The sequence below is a fragment of the Sphaerisporangium viridialbum genome (genome assembly GCF_049674955.1).
Classification (GTDB): domain Bacteria; phylum Actinomycetota; class Actinomycetes; order Streptosporangiales; family Streptosporangiaceae; genus Sphaerisporangium; species Sphaerisporangium viridialbum.
The window spans coordinates 6,581,748-6,598,389 of record NZ_CP187232.1 but is presented as its reverse complement, the minus strand read 5'-3'; the positions used below and the strand labels follow the sequence as shown (position 1 = coordinate 6,598,389).

General features: G+C 71.5%; 16 protein-coding genes. 10 read left to right on the top strand and 6 right to left on the bottom strand.

Annotated elements, in window-relative coordinates:
- The first annotated feature begins 16 nt into the window (after positions 1-16).
- The 3 genes from ACOZ38_RS29915 (at position 17) to ACOZ38_RS29905 (ending at position 5,755) form a co-directional block, all read left to right on the top strand.
- Positions 17-2,299 carry an NHLP family bacteriocin export ABC transporter peptidase/permease/ATPase subunit gene (locus ACOZ38_RS29915; protein WP_424534483.1) on the top strand — a complete coding sequence of 761 codons (2,283 nt, stop codon included), beginning with the start codon at positions 17-19 and terminating at the stop codon, positions 2,297-2,299.
- Between the two features lie 2 nt (positions 2,300-2,301).
- Entirely contained in the window at positions 2,302-5,232 is a 2,931-nt protein-coding gene (locus tag ACOZ38_RS29910) for an NHLP bacteriocin export ABC transporter permease/ATPase subunit (protein WP_424534482.1), read from the top strand.
- 181 nt (positions 5,233-5,413) lie between these two features.
- Positions 5,414-5,755, top strand: a complete 342-nt coding sequence (locus ACOZ38_RS29905) for a YciI family protein (protein ID WP_405151399.1) — start codon at positions 5,414-5,416, stop codon at positions 5,753-5,755.
- A 78-nt stretch (positions 5,756-5,833) separates the two neighbouring features.
- On the opposite strand, the gene ACOZ38_RS29900 is transcribed toward ACOZ38_RS29905, so the two are convergent.
- Genes ACOZ38_RS29900 through ACOZ38_RS29890 form a run of 3 tightly spaced genes read right to left on the bottom strand, consistent with a single transcriptional unit; the run spans position 5,834 to position 8,201 of the window.
- Positions 5,834-6,019: a hypothetical protein gene (locus tag ACOZ38_RS29900; protein ID WP_405151397.1), complete on the bottom strand. Its 186-nt coding sequence runs from the start codon at positions 6,017-6,019 to the stop codon at positions 5,834-5,836.
- A complete protein-coding gene (locus ACOZ38_RS29895; RefSeq protein ID WP_424534481.1) occupies positions 6,016-6,870 on the bottom strand; it encodes a class I SAM-dependent methyltransferase in 855 nt (284 codons plus the stop codon). Before ACOZ38_RS29895 ends, ACOZ38_RS29900 begins: the two co-directional genes overlap by 4 nt.
- Positions 6,867-8,201, bottom strand: coding sequence for a cytochrome P450 (locus ACOZ38_RS29890; protein WP_424534480.1), 1,335 nt, complete (start codon positions 8,199-8,201; stop codon positions 6,867-6,869). The genes ACOZ38_RS29895 and ACOZ38_RS29890 overlap by 4 nt, the downstream gene beginning before the upstream one ends.
- 242 nt (positions 8,202-8,443) lie before the next feature.
- Between ACOZ38_RS29890 and ACOZ38_RS29885 the strand changes: the two genes are divergently transcribed.
- The 3 genes from ACOZ38_RS29885 to ACOZ38_RS29875 all read left to right on the top strand — a co-directional run bounded on the left by ACOZ38_RS29885 (position 8,444) and on the right by ACOZ38_RS29875 (position 10,729).
- Positions 8,444-8,836: a hypothetical protein gene (locus ACOZ38_RS29885; RefSeq protein ID WP_405151391.1), complete on the top strand. Its 393-nt coding sequence runs from the start codon at positions 8,444-8,446 to the stop codon at positions 8,834-8,836.
- Between the two features lie 91 nt (positions 8,837-8,927).
- On the top strand, positions 8,928-9,875 hold the full coding sequence (locus ACOZ38_RS29880) for an ABC transporter ATP-binding protein (RefSeq protein ID WP_424534479.1): 948 nt from the start codon (positions 8,928-8,930) through the stop codon (positions 9,873-9,875).
- Positions 9,872-10,729 (top strand): ABC transporter permease, encoded by an 858-nt coding sequence (locus ACOZ38_RS29875; RefSeq protein WP_424534478.1) that lies wholly within the window; start codon positions 9,872-9,874, stop codon positions 10,727-10,729. The genes ACOZ38_RS29880 and ACOZ38_RS29875 overlap by 4 nt, the downstream gene beginning before the upstream one ends.
- Before the next feature lie 11 nt (positions 10,730-10,740).
- Here ACOZ38_RS29875 and ACOZ38_RS29870 read toward each other — a convergent pair whose 3' ends face one another.
- Positions 10,741-11,907, bottom strand: coding sequence for a cytochrome P450 (locus ACOZ38_RS29870; RefSeq protein WP_424537107.1), 1,167 nt, complete (start codon positions 11,905-11,907; stop codon positions 10,741-10,743).
- 52 nt (positions 11,908-11,959) lie between these two features.
- Between ACOZ38_RS29870 and ACOZ38_RS29865 the strand changes: the two genes are divergently transcribed.
- From ACOZ38_RS29865 to ACOZ38_RS29850, 4 genes are read left to right on the top strand one after another with little or no spacing between them, the layout of a single operon-like run.
- Positions 11,960-13,201: a flavin monoamine oxidase family protein gene (locus ACOZ38_RS29865; protein WP_424534477.1), complete on the top strand. Its 1,242-nt coding sequence runs from the start codon at positions 11,960-11,962 to the stop codon at positions 13,199-13,201.
- Positions 13,198-14,094 (top strand): Rieske 2Fe-2S domain-containing protein, encoded by an 897-nt coding sequence (locus ACOZ38_RS29860; RefSeq protein WP_405151381.1) that lies wholly within the window; start codon positions 13,198-13,200, stop codon positions 14,092-14,094. Before ACOZ38_RS29865 ends, ACOZ38_RS29860 begins: the two co-directional genes overlap by 4 nt.
- Complete coding sequence (locus ACOZ38_RS29855) at positions 14,091-14,900, top strand: alpha/beta fold hydrolase (RefSeq protein WP_424534476.1); 810 nt, start codon at positions 14,091-14,093, stop codon at positions 14,898-14,900. Before ACOZ38_RS29860 ends, ACOZ38_RS29855 begins: the two co-directional genes overlap by 4 nt.
- Positions 14,878-15,549, top strand: coding sequence for a VOC family protein (locus tag ACOZ38_RS29850; protein ID WP_424534475.1), 672 nt, complete (start codon positions 14,878-14,880; stop codon positions 15,547-15,549). The genes ACOZ38_RS29855 and ACOZ38_RS29850 overlap by 23 nt, the downstream gene beginning before the upstream one ends.
- On the opposite strand, the gene ACOZ38_RS29845 is transcribed toward ACOZ38_RS29850, so the two are convergent.
- Together ACOZ38_RS29845 and ACOZ38_RS29840 are read right to left on the bottom strand one after the other, a co-directional pair.
- Positions 15,544-15,705, bottom strand: coding sequence for a hypothetical protein (locus ACOZ38_RS29845; protein WP_405151375.1), 162 nt, complete (start codon positions 15,703-15,705; stop codon positions 15,544-15,546). The two genes, ACOZ38_RS29850 and ACOZ38_RS29845, sit on opposite strands and share 6 nt — an antisense overlap.
- Positions 15,706-15,977: 272 nt before the next feature.
- Positions 15,978-16,526 (bottom strand): hypothetical protein, encoded by a 549-nt coding sequence (locus ACOZ38_RS29840; protein ID WP_424534474.1) that lies wholly within the window; start codon positions 16,524-16,526, stop codon positions 15,978-15,980.
- Between the last annotated feature and the right edge of the window lie 116 nt (positions 16,527-16,642).

The following is a 16,642-nucleotide window of genomic DNA, read 5'->3' as shown; positions in this document are numbered from 1 at the left end:
CAAGGAGAAGAGACGAATGAGCCAAGCCACGGCGAGCCCACCCCTCGCCCCGGAGGGGGGTGGGCCCCGGCGCCCGGCCGCCGCCAAGGATTCCAAGAAGCCCAAGGAGTCCAAGGGGCGCTGGGGGAGGTGGCGGAGCAGCACTCCGACGGTGATCCAGATGGAGGCGGTCGAGTGCGGCGCCGCCTCCCTGTCGATGATCCTCGGCTACTACGGGAAGTTCGTCCCGCTGGAGGAGCTGCGGTCGGCCTGCGGCGTCTCCCGTGACGGCGCCAAGGCCTCCAGCGTCATCGCCGCGGCGCGGCGCTACGGCCTGATCGCCAGGGGCTTCCAGATGGAGGCCGCGGACCTGACCGCCACCGCCAAGCCGGTGATCATCTTCTGGGCGTTCCAGCACTTCATGGTCGTGGAGGGGGTGCGCACCAGGTTCGGCAAGAAGGTCGTCGCGGTCAACGACCCGGCCAGCGGCCCCCGCCTGATCGACTGGGAGGACTTCGACTCCGGCTTCACCGGCGTGGTGCTGTCGTTCGAGCCCGGCCCCGACTTCGAGCCCGGCGGGCGCCCCACCCGGGTGGGTCAGGCCCTGCTGTCGCGGCGGATGCCGTCCGGCCGGGCGCTGCCGCTGATCCTGCTGGCCAGCCTGATCCTGGTGGTCCCCGGCATCGTCGGGCCGGCCTTCAGCCGTCTGTTCATCGACCGGATCCTGTCCGGGCGCGACCCCGACTTCCTGTACCCCCTGCTGCTCGGGATGGCGGTGACCGCGGTCTCGGTGTTCGTGCTGACCTCCGTGCAGCGGCACTACCTGCTGCGGCTGGAGATCAGGTTCGGGCTGGTCAGCTCGGCCCGCTTCTTCCGGCATCTGCTGCGGCTGCCGGTGGAGTTCTACCTGCAGCGCCGCCCGGCCGAGGTGGCCAAGCGGGTGCAGGCCAACGACATGGTCGCCGAGGTGCTCTCCCGCGACCTGGCGATCACCGTCATCAACCTGGTGCTCGTGCTGTTCTACGCGGTGATCCTGATCAGGTACGACCTGACCCTGGGCCTGCTCGGGGTCGCCATGGCGATGCTGAACATCCTCGTGCTCCGGCGGGTCTCAAGGGCCCGTACGGACGCGGTGGCGGCGCTGCGCGCGGACATCGGCAACCTGACGTCCACGACCTTCAACACCCTGCAGCTCATCGAGACCGTCAAGGCCACCGGCGCCGAGCCGAACGCCTTCCAGCGCTGGTCGGGGTTCCTCGCCAAGGCCGTCACCGCCAAGCAGCGGCTCGGCGTGGCGACCGCCACGCTCACGGTGGTGCCTCCGCTGCTGGCCGGGATCAACAGCGGGCTCATCCTGCTCATCGGCGGGCTGCGCGTGGTCGACGGGGTGATCAGCGTCGGCATGCTGGTGGCCTTCCAGACGCTGCTCAACTCCCTGTCCCGGCCGGTGACACAGCTCACCAACCTGGGCGGGCAGCTCCAGAACATCTCCGCGGACATCAACCGCCTGTACGACGTCGAGCGCTATCCGATCGCGCAGTGCTTCGAGCCGAGACCCGGCCAGGCCATGGACGGCCGCCTGGACGGCTGCATGGAGTTCTCGCACGTGTCCTTCGGCTACAACCCGATCGCCCCCCCGGTGGTCAAGGACCTGTCGTTCTCGATCGTGCCGGGCCGCCGGGTGGCGATCGTCGGCCATTCGGGCAGCGGCAAGTCGACCGTCGGCAAGCTGGCCGCCGGCCTGTACGTGCCCGCGGCGGGCCAGGTGCTGCTGGACGGCCGCCCGAGGTCGGAGCTCTCCCGCCTGGCCCTGGCGTCGTCCATCGCCTACGTCGACCAGGACATCTCGCTGTTCGAGGGGACCGTGCGCGACAACCTGACGCTGTGGAGCGACGACATCAGCGACGAGGTGGCGATCGCGGCGCTGCGCGACGCGGCCATCTTCGACGTGATCGCCGCCCGGCCCGGCGGTCTGAACAGCGGCGTCCGCGAGGGCGGGCGCAACTTCAGCGGCGGCCAGCGCCAGCGGCTGGAACTGGCGAGGGCCCTGTCGATCCAGCCGACCCTGCTGGTGCTGGACGAGGCGACCAGCGCGCTGGACCCGGAGACCGAGCGGATCATCGCCGACAACCTGCGCCGCCGAGGCTGCGGCTGCCTCATCATCGCGCACCGCCTGTCCACCATCAGGGACGCGGACGAGATCCTCGTGCTCGACAAGGGCGAGGTGGTCGAGCGCGGCCGCCACGAGGAGCTGCTCGCCGCCGGCGGCCACTACGCCAGGCTCATCGAGAACGCACACAGCAACGGCGACAGGGGTTGACCATGACCGGATTCGCGCCGTTCTTCGCCGAGGCCGCGACGCCCGTGGACTACTCGGCCGACCGCCTGCTCGTGGTGTCCGACCTGCGCGAGGTGCTCCTGGTCGAGGAGGGGGCCGTCGACCTGTTCGCGGTGCGGCTGGAGGACGGCCGGCCCGTGGGCCGGTGGAACTTCCTGTGCAGGATCAGCGAGGGCTCGCTGCTGCTCGGCGCTCCCAAGGGCCCCAAGCACAGCATCGTGGGCCGTCCCGTGCCGGGCACCCGGGTGTCCCGGATGCCGCTGGGCCGGTTGCGGGGGCTGTCCGCCACCGGCCCGGCGGCATCCGGCCCCCTGCCCCCCGCCGAGCACGAGGTGGCCGTCAAGCAGTTCGTCAGGGGCCTGGAGGCGGGCATCGTCTCGCTGGCCCAGGCCATGCGCAGCAGCCTGCCCCCGCGCGAGTTCGTCGCGCTGTCGCTGGGCGAGCCCACCGACCTCGCCGACGGCGCGGCGACCCGGTCGGTCGACGGCCTGTGCTGGGTCGGCGTCGAGGACGGCGTGGTGGAGATGCCCGAGGGCGTCGCCGGCCGGCTCACCGCGGGCGCGCACATCTGCGTGACCGAGCGGGACTGGCTGGTCGCCATGGGACCGGCCAGGCTGCGCGCCAGGTCGACGTGGGAGCTGCTGGCCGACGAGACGATCTGGGCCAGGTGGGTGGAGTACGCGACCCGCTTCCTGTACACCGTGGACCGCCGGGTCGAACGGCAGGGCGCGCGAGAGCTGGAGATGCTCGCCCGCAGGAACGAGCGGGAGAAGGACATCCTGCGCACGGCCCGGCGGGGCTTCGACACGCTGGTGCGCGACACCGAGGCCAGGGTGCGCCTGGCCGACGTCACCACCGACTCGCCCGCGCTGGCCGCGGCCAGGCTCGTCGCCTCCCACGGGGGGTTCCGCGTCACCGCGCCCCCGCCGGGCGGCTCCCACGGCAGGCAGATCGATCCGCTGCAGGCCATCGCGCTCGCCTCCGGCGTGCGCACCCGGTCCGTACGGCTGGACGAGGGGTGGTGGAAGCAGGACCTCGGCCCGATGGTCGGCTTCCACAAGGGCGACGAGACGCCCGTGGCGCTGCTGCCGATCGGCTCGCACTACGTGCTCGCGCAGCCGGGCCAGAGCCGGGTCACCCCCGTCACCCCCGAGGTGGCCGCGACGCTGTCCAACCGCGCCGAGGTGCTCTACCAGCCGCTGCCGCGCGAGGTCCACACGGTGGCCGGGCTGCTGCGGTTCGGGCTGGCGCGCAACCGCCGCGACTTCTGGGTGCTGGCCTCCCTCGGGACACTCGTGGCGATCATCGGCCTGCTGGTGCCCTCCATGACCGGGCTCGTCCTCGGCACGTTCGTCGCGCGGGCCGACCGCGACCTCATCGTGCAGGGGTCGCTGCTGGTCATCGGGGGCGCGTTCGTGGCAGGCGCGCTCACCATCGTGCAGAACATCGCGGCGCTGCGCATCGAGGGACGTTCGTCGGCCCGGTTACAGGCCGGGGCCTGGACCAGGTTGCTGTCGCTCCCCGCCACCTTCTTCGCCCAGTACTCCACCGGGCAGCTCGGCACGACCGTGCTCGGGGTGAGCGCGGCGCAGGAGATGCTCTCCGGCGTCGTGACCACCGCGACCCTCGGGCTCTTCGGTGGGCTCGCCAACCTCGTGCTCGTGTTCTTCTACGACGGCAGGATGGCCGTGATCGCCACCCTGCTCGTGCTGGTCAGCGTCCTTGTGTGCGCGGTCGCCGGATACTTCGAGGTGCGCCTGCAACGCCGCCTGTACGAGCAGGAGCAGCGGCTCTCCTCGCGGGTGTTCCAGCTCCTCACCGCCGTGCCGAAACTGCGGGTGGCGGCGGCCGAGGACCAGGCGTTCAGCGTGTGGAACCGCGACTTCCTGCAGACCCGCAGCACGTCCGCGTCGGCGCGGCGGCTGCAGAACCTGGTGACGACGTTCAGCGCCGGGTTCCCGCTGGTCTGCTCGGTCCTCATCTTCGCCGTGGTGGCGGGGCCGCTGCACGGCGAGCTGCCGATCACCGTCTTCCTGGCGTTCTTCGCCGCGTTCAACCTGCTCATCGCCTCGGTGCTGCAGTTCACCGGCGCCGTGATCACCGCGATGAGCGTCGTCCCGATGCTGGAGAAGCTGCGCCCGATCCTCGCCACCGAGCCCGAGGAGCTCACCGGCAAGGCCGACCCCGGCGACCTGTCCGGCCGCATCGCCTTCTCCCGGGTGTCCTTCAGGTACGGCGAGGACGGCCCGCTCGTGCTGAGCGACGTCGACCTGTCGGTGGACCCCGGCGAGTTCGTCGCGATCGTGGGCCCGACGGGCAGCGGCAAGTCCACCATCCTGCGGCTCCTGCTCGGCTTCGAGCAGCCGGTCGCGGGCACCGTGCTCTACGACGGCCAGGACCTCGGGGAGCTCGACATCGGCGCGGTCCGGCGGCAGTGCGGCGTCGTCCTGCAGAACGGCGCCCTGCTCGCCGGGGACATCCGGCAGAACATCATCGGCAGCACCAACCACACGGTCGACGACGCGTGGGAGGCGGCGACCATGGCCGGCGTCTCGGACGACATCACGGCCATGCCGATGGGCATGCACACGGTGCTGTCGGAGGGGACCAATACCCTGTCGGGCGGCCAGCGCCAGCGGATCATGATCGCCCGGGCGCTGGTCTCCCGGCCCCGTATCGTCTTCTTCGACGAGGCCACCAGCGCCCTGGACAACCCCACGCAGAACGTCGTCGCCGAGAGCACCCGCCAGCTCAACGCCACCCGCGTCGTGATCGCCCACCGGCTGTCCACCATCAAGGACGCCGACAAGATCGTGGTGCTCGACGGCGGCCGGATCGTCCAGCAGGGTCAGTACGACGAGCTGGTCGCCGACACCGAGGGGCTGTTCGCACGTCTGGCCAGACGGCAGATGTGACGTAACGGCTCGATAACCGTTCACTACTTCCTCTTGAGCTTGGGCAACTCGGTTGAGTTGCGTCGGCGCCACCGTGGAAGATGACAGTGGAACGACGGCCTCAGCGGCCCGCCCCCGCGCCTCGAGGTCCGGCTCGCGGATATGCGTCCGCGGGCAGACCCGAGAGGGAGGACAACGCGAGATGGATTTTCTCCTGCTGATCCACGGCGACGAGATGCTGTGGGACGCGTTCAGCGAGGCCGAGCGCGAGCGGATGGCTCAGGGGCACCGTGAGTTCGGCCGCGCGATGGTCGAGTCGGGCGTCATCGTCAAGTACGGCGCCGGCCTGACCAGATCCCGCACGGCCAAGCTGGTCAGACCGGACGGGCCCGCCGTTCCCGGTCCGTACGCCGTCGGGCGCGAGCAGATCGGCGGGCTCTGGATCATCCAGGTCGACTCCGCCGAGGAGGCCGAGATGTGGGCGCGGAAGATGCCCTACGCGCCGGGCGACATCGTGGAGGTCCGGCCCATCGACCCCACGTGAGCGCCGCTTCATTCCGCACCAGGAAAGGCCGGTGCGTCCGCGTCGAACGCGGGCGACCGGCCACCACCTGACGGTCTCCTAGTAGCGAGGCCTGCGGCTGAGCACGATGCCTCCGGCCAGGAAGACGATGCCGGCGACTCCGTAGATCACGGCCGTCGTCGTGGACGGCGGTCTCTGGCTGGCGTTGGCGATCGCCAGCCCAAGGCCCACGATCGCGCTGATGTAGCAGAAGATCGCGATGAAGATCTTCCAGAACGGGCTCATCTGTTCCTCCAAGGTGATCCGGCCGGGCCGCCCGGTGCGGTTCCGGCGACGACGAAGCCGAGCAGCATGACCCAGGCGTCCGGGTCGGCGCGGAACCGGTTCCACCGGTCGGTCGCCAGGGCGAGCTGGGCCATCGACAGCGCGCCCGACGCCACCAGCGGCACCAGCCGCTCCGGCCCGAGGTGCGGCGCGAAGGCCTCCGTCGGGTGGTCGTCGTTGGTTGTGGCGAACGGTCTCAGCACGACGTCGCCGAAGCCCGCCCCGCGCAGCAGCCGGGTGAGCTTCCTGCCGATCTGGCGGTCCCCTCCGGCGCCGCGCTGGGCGGCCGCCATCGTGCCGTGCACCGAGGCCAGCTCGGGGTACATGGGGTCGGCCAGCCCCCACAGCATGCTGTCGACCTCGACGACGACCAGCAGGCCGCCCGGGCGCAGCACGCGCAGCGCCTCGGCGACCACCGGCGCGGGGTCGGCCACGTGCTGCAGTACGTATCTCAGCAGGACGCCGCCGACGCTTCCCGTACGCAGGGGCAGCCGGGCGGCGTCGCCCAGGAGCAGCGGCGCTCCCGCGCCGGCGGCGTGCGCCAGCACCTTCTCGTCGATGTCGGCGGCCACGATGGGCAGATCGGGCTCGGCGGCGCACAGCCTGCGGGTGACGGCTCCTGACCCGGCGCCCAGCTCCAGCAGCGGACCCGCCCCCGCGAGCCCGAGGTCGCGCATGATGCGCAGCTCCTCGTCGAAGGAGAGGGCCGCCTGGGTCTCCAGCCGGGCCAGCTCGCCGTCGAGCCCGCCCCACGTCGTGTTGGCCGCGTCGTAGGAACCCGCCCTGCGTACCGAGGCCTCCGGCGCCGTCATCTCTGCCTCGGGATCATCATCATGCCGTGCCGGGGCCGCAGGGTGACCAGGGCCTCGGGTTCCACGGGGAAGCCCTCGACCAGCTCAAGGCGCACCGTACGCAGGATCACGGCGAGCACGAGGGTCGCCTCCACCAGCGCGAAATGCTGCCCTACGCAGATGCGCGGGCCTCCGCCGAAGGGCAGGTACTGGTGGCTGAGATGCCCCGCGGCCCGCCCGGCGGCGAACCGCTCCGGCCGGTACGCCTCGGGATCGTCCCAGTATCTCGGGTCGCGGTGCAGCACCCACGGGCTGACGCAGACCAGGGTGCCGGCGGGCACGTCGTAGCCGCCGATGACGTCGGCCTCGACCGAGCGGCGCGAGATGAGCCACACGGGCGGGTAGAGGCGCATGGCCTCCTGGATGGCCCGGCGGCACGCGTCCAGCCTCGGCAGGTCCTCGGCGGTCGGCAGCCGCCCGCCCAGCACCTCGTCGATCTCGGCGTACACCGCCTCGGCCACGTCCGGATGGCGGTCGAGCAGGTACAGCGTCCAGGTCAGCGACTTGGCCGTGGTCTCGTGCCCGGCCATGATGATCGTCAGCACCTGGTCGCGCAGGTCGGTGTCCGACATCGCGTGCCCGGAGGCGAGCATCGAGGTGAGCAGGTCGTGCCCGCCGCCCCCGCCCGTACGCCGGGCCGCGATGATGACGCGGGTCACCCGGTCGAGGAACGCACGCGCCTGGTGGAAGCCTGCGTATCGTACGGCCGTATCCGCGGGGTCGATCGCGTCGCCGGGTACGTAGTGGCCGATGAAGCGGTTGACCGCGTCCACCGCGCGGCCGAACCCGTCCCCGGCGCCGCCGATGTCGGTGCCGAGCATGGCCTTCACGATGACCGTCAGCGTGAGCGACGTGAGGTCGTGGTCGACGCGTACGGCCTGGCCCTGCCGGCCGTCGGTCCAGCGGTGCAGCATCTGGACGGCCGCGTCGGTGATGGTCCGGTCGAACTTCTCGACCTCGCCGGGCCGGAAGGCCGGCGCGCACATGCGCCGCTGCGCGGCCCACTCCTCGCCGCTGCTGGTCAGCAGCCCGTTGCCGAGGAGCGGGCGGAGCATGTCGTCGTCCGGCGTGTGGTCCTTGGTGTAGTTGGACCCGTTCTCCTTCAGCACGTACCTGGCCAGATCGGGGCGGTTGAGCATGTACACCAGCTCGCCGTCCGCGTCGTGCCTCGTGACGTCGCCGTAGGCCGCCATCGCGGTGACGAACTCGAGCGGCGCCTCGCGCATCGCGCGCAGGCTCTGGGTGCCGCCGGGTCCAGGAGGTAGTCGGGGGGATACGTACGTACCGGACATCTGTGCTCCGAATCACTTACGTGAAATGCGATTCCGAATACGTATTACCGAATGCTTAATACGTACGAGAGGAGTCGTATTATTCATGCTGATCCATTTGGAGCGTACCCCAGCGGGCAAGGCCTCTCAATACTTATCTTCGGCACTCGGAAATTAAGTCTGGGCAGCTTGAATTCGACATGTAAGACTCCATTCAGGACGGCGCACCGCGCCGAAGAGGTAAATGGTTCCAGGAGGACTCAATGGCCCTGAATCCCGCAGAGCGCACCGAATTCGTCAACTCCTACACCCGCGTCCTCATCACCGCCTGGTCGAGCGAGGAGTTCTCGGCCAAGCTCGACAGCAACCCCCGCGAGGCGCTCGCCGAAGCCGGGCTGGAGCTGCCCGCGGGCGCCCAGATCACCCTCGTCCGCACCGTGCCCGAGGGGCACCACGACACCAACCTCGACGTCCAGGTCGGTCTGTGGGAGCGCGGCCTCGAGACCGGGGTCTTCGAGTTCCACGTCCCGGAGACGCCGCAGATCGACATGGCCGAGCTGAGCGAGGGCGACCTCGACTCCATCTCGGCCGGCGTGAGCCCCGACAGCGCCATCGACATCAACTGCTGCTGCTGCCCTTGCTGCTGCTGCACCTGACGAGGAGCCGCCCGGCACACCGGCCGCGCGCGCCGCGCGGCCGTCGCAGGGGACCGCCGCCGAGGCGGTCCCCCGAGAGGAGGAACAGGTCATGGCCAGGGTCGTTGACCAGGCGAACCCTATTCACGTGCGTGGGCTGAAGAAGTCGTACGGAAGCGCATGCGCGGTCCAGGACGTCGACCTGGACGTCTACTCCGGCGAGGTCTTCGCCCTGCTGGGGCCGAACGGCGCGGGTAAGACGACCACGGTCGAGATCCTCGAAGGGGTTCGCCGGCGGACCGGTGGTGACGTGCGCGTCCTTGGCCGCGACCCCGCCGAGGACTCCCCGGAGTGGCGCGCCCGGCTCGGCATCGTCCCGCAGTCGACGGGCGCCTACGCCGACCTGACGGTCCGCGAGGTCGTCGAGCACTTCGCGGCGTTCTACCCGGCGCCGCTCCCCGTCACGCAGGCCATCGGGATGGTGGGGCTCGGCAAGCAGGAGAACAAGCAGGCGCAGTCGCTCTCGGGCGGCCAGCTGCGCCGCCTGGACGTGGCGGTGGGCATCGTCGGGGACCCGGACCTGATCTTCCTCGACGAGCCCACCACCGGCCTCGACCCCGCCGCCCGCCTCGAAGCGTGGGACCTCGTGCGGTACTTCGCCGAGCGCGGCAAGACCACCGTGCTGACCACGCACTACCTCGACGAGGTCGAGGCGCTGGCCCAGCGGGCGGCCGTCATCGTCGCGGGCAAGGTCGTGGAGGTCGGCCCGGTCGCCGAGCTGGGCGGGCGCCTCGACACCCCGGCCATGCTCGGCTTCACCCGCGTCGGCGGCCTGGTGGGCAGGGCCCTTCCGCAGTTGCCCGCCGACGCGCTGGTCGATCCGCCGGACGACGAGGTCGTCACGCTCCACACCCACAATCCGACGCAGGCGCTCGCGGCGATCCTCCCGTGGGCCGCGGAGGCGGGCGTCCACGAGCTGCCGGGCCTGCGGATCCAGCGCCCCACCCTCGAGGACGTCTATCTCACGCTCATCCGAGAGAATCAGGGGGGCACACCATGATCACTCCTGGCATGGCGGTGGTCGAACAGGGCCCGGCGGCGCGGACCGCCGGGCACAGCTCCAACCTGTGGCGGGCCTCGCTGGCCCGGTCATCGGTGGAGCTGAAGTCGTTCTTCCGCAACAGGCAGTCGCTGTTCTTCACGCTGCTGCTGCCGATCGTGCTGATGCTGGTGCTGGGCTCGATCTTCTCGGGCACCGTGCCCGGCACGCACACGGACTTCAAGCAGATGTTCGTCGCGGGGATCATCGCCTGCGGCATCATGAGCGTCAGCTTCAACGGCCTGGCGATCAGCATCGCGATCGAGCGGGACACCGGCATGATCCGCAGGCTCGCGTCCTCGCCGATGCCGAAGTCCGCGTACTTCATCGGCAAGATCGTCCGCGTGGTGGTGACCGGGCTGCTGGAGTCGGTCGTCCTGCTGGCGGTCGGCCTCGCGCTGTTCCACCTGCCGATGCCGTCGAACGCCGCCCACTGGGTCACCTTCCTGTGGGTGCTGCTGCTCGGCGCCATGGCGTGCGCGCTGCTCGCCGTCGCGTTCAGCACGGCCATCCCGAACGCCAGGTCGGCCCCCGCGATCGTCACGCTGCCGTTCCTGATCCTGCAGTTCATCTCGGGCGTCTTCTTCCCCTACAGCCAGCTGCCCGCGTGGATGCAGACGATCGCCGCGTTCTTCCCGCTCAAGTGGATGACGCAGGGCCTGCGCTCGGTGTTCCTGCCGGCCGACTTCGCCAGGGTGGAGCCGGCGGGCACGTGGGAGCTGGGCAGGGTCGCGGCGGTGCTCGCGGCCTGGTGCGTGGCCTCGCTGCTGCTGAGCCTGCTGACCTTCCGCTGGCGCGGCGCGAACGTCAAGTAGCGGCTCGCCCCTCAGATGGCGAGGTAGTAGCCGTCGAGCCGCCGGGGCAGGAGCGAAGGAGCCCAGACGGGCGCGGCCCCCGATGCGCGCAACCCGGGATAGCGGCGCAGCAGCTCGCGCAGCAGCAGCGCCCCGGCGTGCCTGACCAGAGGAGCACCCAGGCAGAAATGGGTGCCGGTGCCGAAGGCGAGGTGTGGATTGGGCGAGCGGGTCACCACCAGGTCATCCGGCCGGTCGAAGACGGCCGGGTCCCGGTTCGCCGCCGCGACCAGCGCGAGCACCCGGGCACCCGCGGGGATCGTCCCGCCCGCCAGCGCCACGGCCTCGGTCGTCACGCGCGCGGTGAACGGGATCGGCGACTCCAGGCGGAGCAGCTCGTCCACGGCCGTCACCGCCGAATCGTCGCCTCCGCCGAGGAGCTGCTCGACCGCCTCTGGACGGGGGAGCAGCCAGTACAGCGCGTTGCCCACCATCTCGGCCAGCGGCTTCCAGCCTCCGACGACGGCCAGCGAGGCGATGCCGAGCTTCTCCGGCCGGGTGAGCCTGTCGTCGGCCGCGAGCCTGCCCCACGGCGAGTCCTCGGTGCCGCCGGCGCGCGCGTCGAGGAACCGCGTGAGGTCACCCATCGCGGCCCGCCCCTCCGCCGCCGCCTGCGGGCCGGCAAGGGGGTCCAGGTTGGCCGAGACGCGGCGCGCCAGGTCGGCGAAGGCCGCGCGGTCGGCGGGCGGCAGGCCGAAGAGCAGGGCCAGCACGCCGGTGGCGAGCGGCTCGCCGATCTCCGCCGTCGCCTCGACGCGGGCACGGCCCGCCAGCCCCGCCAGGAGCTCGTCCACCTCGCGCGCGATGCCGTCCGCGACGCCGCGGACCGCCGCGGGGCCCATCAGCAGCGCGCCCGGCGAGCGGAGCCGCTGGTGCTCGGGTGGATCGGTGGTCAGCATCGACGGCGGCAGGGCGTCCTCCCTGACCCGCTCCCGCTGGCCCATCGCCGCGGAGAACCTCGGGTCGCGAAGGACGAGCGAGCAGTCGGCGTGGCCGGTCAGCAGCCACATGCGCGAGGTCACGTCGAAGTGGACCGGGTCGTTGGCCAGCAGCCACCGGTACGCCGGGTACGGATCGATCCGTCCACGCGGCGAGAACGGGTGGGCAAGATCGCCTGGCAGGGTGCGGGGAGCCGCCATCACGTGTCCTCCTGATCATGCCGATGGACAAACTACTACAAGGGGGTGAACGGTGGTGCAGCTCGACGTCGTCGTGATCGGAGCCGGGATCAGCGGTCTGACCGCGGCCCGGCGCCTGCGCGACGAAGGCCTGTCGGTCGCAGTGCTGGAGGCCAGGGACCGGGTCGGGGGCCGGATCCAGACCCATCGGCCCTCCCTGCTGGAACTCGGCGCGCAGGTGGTGCACGGGGACCGCAATCCCATCTGGTCGCTGCCGGGCCTGCGACGCCCGCCACCCCTGCCCCGCCGTACGGCCTTCGTCCTCCTCGGCGACGAGGTGCGGCCCATGGCCGTGCTGTCCGAGGCCGGGCCGCCTCCGCCGGTGCTGGAGGAGCGCCTGCTCGACGGCGCGACCGAGGACGTGCCGGTCACCGAGTGGCTCAAACGCGAGGCCCCCGCGGCCTCCTCGGCCTGCTCGGCCTCCTCGGGGGCCGAGGCCACGGCCGAATGGTTCCGGCAGGGCTGGGCGGCCGACCCGGACATGCTCAGCGCGCTCGGCATCGCCGCCGGCCGCCGCGCGGACCGCGTGGGCCGGGGCGAGTTCCCGATCCCCGGAGGTCTCGACCGGCTGCCCGCGCGGTTCGCCACCGGTCTCGACGTGCGGACGGGCAGCCCGGTGCTGCGCGTCGCCTGGTCTCCCGGCCACGTGGACGTGGTGACCGCCGAAGGCGCCACCACCGCGGGCGCGGCCGTCATCACCGTCCCGCCCCCTCTGGTCGCCGACGGCAGGCTCGCCGTCAACGACCTCCCGGTGCGCAAGCAGGCCGCCGCGTACGAGCTGCGGCTCGGCGACGCGTGGTGCGCCGTGGTCACCTACCCCGTCCCCGCCCCCGAGTCGCGTGTCGTATTCGACGTGGGCGGGCGGCTCGGGTTCCTCAGCGCCACGGCGGGCCGTCCCGAGGTGCTCGTTGTGGCCAAGGAACGCGCGGCCAGGGCGGCCCGCGCGGTCGCGCGCTCCTCCGGCGGGCTTGCCGCGCTGCTGGGCGAGGCGATGCCGTGGACCCGGGGGCTGCGGCCCGAGGCGGTCGACGTCGCCGACTGGGGCGCCGACGAGTGGGCGGGCGGCGCGTACACCTATCCCTGCGTGGGGGCGCTCTGGGCGCCCGAGGTCTGGGCCGAGCCGATGGGCGGCACGCTCTTCTTCGCCGGGGAGGCCACCGTGGGCCGCTCAGGCCCGCCCATGGTGCACATGGCCATGGCCAGCGGCGAACGCGCGGCCAGAGAAGTGATCGAGGCGCTGAAGGGATGCCGATGACGCCGATGACACCGCATGGGGGATGGTTCCTGCTGGCACTGGAGGAGGAGCTCACCGAGGAGCTCACGCCGCTCCGGCTCGGGAACCGCAGCCTGATCGCCGTCCGCGAGGGCGAGCGGATCCGCGTCTTCGACGGCGCCTGCCCCCACAGGGGCGCCCATCTCGGATACGGCGGCAAGCTGGACGGCGGCTGCGTGATCTGCCCGTTCCACGGGAAGCGGATCTCGCTCGGCGAGAGCACGCGGCGCTGGTCGGTCGGCGAGCTGCGGACCGAGCGCGCGGGCGCGGCCCTGTTCGTCAAGCTCTCCGACGGCCCGGGCGACGACCGGGGCTTCCAGCAGGCGATCAAGCAGGTGGCCGCCGATCTGACGGTCGTCGGCGCGGTGATCCAGCCCGTGGCCGTGCCCGCCGAGTACGTCGTCGAGAACGCCTTCGACGCCGAGCACTTCCGCTCGGTCCACCTGGTGCCCGCTGTGCGGGGCATGCGGGCCACGCTCGGCGAGCACGGCGAGCTGGTCATCGAGGGCGAGTTCCGCACCAAGGCGCCGCCCTGGGAGAAGGAACGGCGGCTGGACTTCGCGTCCCGGTTCGTGGCCCGCGCGTTCAGCCCGCATCTGGTGGTCACCGAGCTGGGCGGCGAGCAGGCGCCGTACACGATCATCACCGGGGCGATCCCGCGCGAGAAGGGCAGCGTGGGCCGGGTCGCCATCGGGGTGCGGCCCGACCAGGCCGACGCGCTGCCCGCCCTGATCCACGGCGCCCGCTACGCCTTCGACCAGGACCGGGTGGTCTGGGACCACCTGGACGTCGACGCTCCTCAGCGGCTCGACGCCGGGGACGCCCCTGTGATCGCCTTCCGCCAGTTCTGCGCGAGTTTCGGAGCGTTGTCATGACCCTGCATCTGCGCACGCACGGCGACGGTCCCGCCGTCCTGTGGATCCACGGCTACACCATGGACTCGTCGGTGTGGGAACGGCTGTGGGCGCTGCTGCCCGGCTGGCGGCACATCGGCGTCGACCTGCCCGGTCACGGCCGCTCCGGGCCGCTCGCCCCCGGGACGTCCCTGACGATGCTGGCGGCCGAGCTGACCGAGCTGGCGAGGGCCGAGTCGGCGAGCATGGTCGTGGCGGAGTCCATCGGCTCGATGGTCGCCCTGCAGATGGCCATCGACGACCCGCGCACCGTACGAGGGCTGATCATCGGCTCGCCCACCATCGCGGGCGCGCCCCCCGAGCCGGGGACGGGCGACCACTACCGCGCCCTTGCCATGCTCGCGCGCCGGGGCGCGACCGGCGAGGAGCTCGCCGACCTGTGGATGACGTCGCCGCCCGACATCTTCCGCGGCACCGAGCGGCACCCCGCCCTGCGGGCCGGGCTGCGCGCCATCGTGGCCAGGCACACCTGGCGGGAGCTGCGCGACGGCGCGATGTACGGCCTCAGCCGGCACGTGCACACCGCCGAGGACCTCGGCGGCATCCACGCGGCGACCCTGGTCGTGGCCGGCGACGAGGACATGCCGACCTTCAGGGCGAGCGCCGAGCTGCTGCGCGCGACCGTCCCCCGGTGCCGTACGGTCACCGTCCCCGCGGCCGGTCACCTGTGCATGATCGAACGGCCCGAGACGGTGGCGCCGCACATCGGCACCCACCTGCGGCTGGCCGCGATGGAGGAGGCACATGCCGATTCACGAGCACTATGAGCCGGGCGCGCCGTGCTGGGTGGACTACGCGGCTCTCGATCCCGAGGGCGCCCGGGCCTTCTACGGCGAGCTGTTCGGGTGGGGGTTCGACACCGAGGGCGGGTACGAGTTCATCCGCCTGGGCGGGAACGTCGTCGGCGGGTTCGGCCGGGTGCCGCCCGGGCGGGCGCTGCCCGCGTCGTGGAACACCTATCTGGCCACGAAGGACGCCGACGCCGTCGCGGGCCGGGTCAGGGGGCTCGGCGGCACGGTCGTCTTCGGCCCGATCGACGCGGGCCCCAACGGGCGGCTGCTGTTCGCGGTGGACCCCTCAGGGGCGGCAGTGGGGTTCTGGGAGGGCCGGCGGGAGGCCGGCATCGTGGTGGTGGGCGAGCCGGGGACGTGGTGCCGCCACGAGCTGTGGGCCGGCGACGTGGCCGCGGCCGACGCCTTCTACGGCGGCGTGCTCGGCGCGCGCGGGCCCGCGCCGGCCGCCGAGGGGCCGGGTAACGGGTTCGCGCCGCAGTGGGTGACGTTCTTCGGGGCGGACGACTGCCCGGCCGCGCTCACCGCGGCCGAGCGCCTCGGCGCCACGATCGCCGCACAGCACGGCCCGGCGACGATCCTTCAGGACCCGTGGGGCGCGCTGTTCGCGCTGACTCCGCTATGAACGGTTGGCCCTGCGGCCGTAGCTCACGAAGAACAGGGCGACCAGGATGGCGCCTGCCACGGCGACCACCCCACCGGCCGTCTTGTTGATCAACAGCGCCACGATGACGGCGACCGCGTAGACCAGGGGGACGACCACTCGGAGGTTCAAGCCCATGATGTGCTCCTTTTGAACTGGATGGCGGCCAAATGCATCATCGGCCATGGGTCAAAGCCGGTCCAGACCAAAACCGAGAATAGGTCGGAACATACGTATTACTCAGCCGTAGGCATACGTATCGGCCCGGCCGGCGATGCGCAATACGTAACTCCGGCCGGCGCTCACGCCTGAAAGTCATCAGTGCTTTGAGGAGAGGGCATTACCGGCGCGGCGACCGCGCGGCAGACCCTTTCCTTCGTACGCGGAGGGTGAGCGCCGGGCCGGGAAACTCAGGACACGCGGCGCAGGTCCATCTGGAAATTCTGCCGCCAGGTCTTCCCGCCGTCGGGGCTGAACTCGCCGACCTCGTGCCAGGTCTTCCGGGTGAACTTCAGCGTGTACCGGATGGTGACGCTGGGCGTCTGGAGGTTCCACTGGAACAGGTTGTCGCCGACGACCGGGACGACCTCGGTGACGTGGCCCCCTGAGAACGCCTCCCAGCGGTACTGCCCGGTGAGGTCGTTGTAGTTGATCACGGCGAGCGCGGTGTCCACGACCCGCCGCGGCTGCGCCTTGTCGCGTCCCTCGCCCTCCACGGAGAGCGCGAGGCCGCTCACCTGGCGCCGGACGTGCTCGGTCTGGGTGAACTCCTGCCGCTCACCCGAACTGGTGATGGTCCAGCCGACTCCGGCCCACCGGCCGACCATGAAGTCGAGCTTCCGCATCGCGGCGAGCTGTGTGGGGACGTCCAGTGTCCTCGCGGCCGTTGCCGTGTCGGCGGCGGCGGCGCCGACCCCACCGCCCGCGGCCAGGGCGAGTAGGCAGAAAAAGGGCAGCAACCTACGACTTAATCGCTTCATGGGGTGATCTTTACATATGCCGCCTCCGCACCGGTGCGCCTTCCCGTGGATCAGTACGCGGACCTGCGCCGCGTTTCCGGCAGAGCCGTCAATTC

What these genes read in the sequence shown, in the direction of transcription:
- ACOZ38_RS29915 (WP_424534483.1), top strand. Translation starts at nt 17, where the DNA reads ATGAGCCAAGCCACGGCGAGCCCACCCCTCGCCCCGGAGGGGGGTGGG.
- ACOZ38_RS29910 (WP_424534482.1), top strand. Translation starts at nt 2,302, where the DNA reads ATGACCGGATTCGCGCCGTTCTTCGCCGAGGCCGCGACGCCCGTGGAC.
- ACOZ38_RS29905 (WP_405151399.1), top strand. Translation starts at nt 5,414, where the DNA reads ATGGATTTTCTCCTGCTGATCCACGGCGACGAGATGCTGTGGGACGCG.
- ACOZ38_RS29900 (WP_405151397.1), bottom strand. Translation starts at nt 6,019, where the DNA reads ATGAGCCCGTTCTGGAAGATCTTCATCGCGATCTTCTGCTACATCAGC.
- ACOZ38_RS29895 (WP_424534481.1), bottom strand. Translation starts at nt 6,870, where the DNA reads ATGACGGCGCCGGAGGCCTCGGTACGCAGGGCGGGTTCCTACGACGCG.
- ACOZ38_RS29890 (WP_424534480.1), bottom strand. Translation starts at nt 8,201, where the DNA reads ATGTCCGGTACGTACGTATCCCCCCGACTACCTCCTGGACCCGGCGGC.
- ACOZ38_RS29885 (WP_405151391.1), top strand. Translation starts at nt 8,444, where the DNA reads ATGGCCCTGAATCCCGCAGAGCGCACCGAATTCGTCAACTCCTACACC.
- ACOZ38_RS29880 (WP_424534479.1), top strand. Translation starts at nt 8,928, where the DNA reads ATGGCCAGGGTCGTTGACCAGGCGAACCCTATTCACGTGCGTGGGCTG.
- ACOZ38_RS29875 (WP_424534478.1), top strand. Translation starts at nt 9,872, where the DNA reads ATGATCACTCCTGGCATGGCGGTGGTCGAACAGGGCCCGGCGGCGCGG.
- ACOZ38_RS29870 (WP_424537107.1), bottom strand. Translation starts at nt 11,907, where the DNA reads ATGGCGGCTCCCCGCACCCTGCCAGGCGATCTTGCCCACCCGTTCTCG.
- ACOZ38_RS29860 (WP_405151381.1), top strand. Translation starts at nt 13,198, where the DNA reads ATGACGCCGATGACACCGCATGGGGGATGGTTCCTGCTGGCACTGGAG.
- ACOZ38_RS29855 (WP_424534476.1), top strand. Translation starts at nt 14,091, where the DNA reads ATGACCCTGCATCTGCGCACGCACGGCGACGGTCCCGCCGTCCTGTGG.
- ACOZ38_RS29850 (WP_424534475.1), top strand. Translation starts at nt 14,878, where the DNA reads ATGCCGATTCACGAGCACTATGAGCCGGGCGCGCCGTGCTGGGTGGAC.
- ACOZ38_RS29845 (WP_405151375.1), bottom strand. Translation starts at nt 15,705, where the DNA reads ATGGGCTTGAACCTCCGAGTGGTCGTCCCCCTGGTCTACGCGGTCGCC.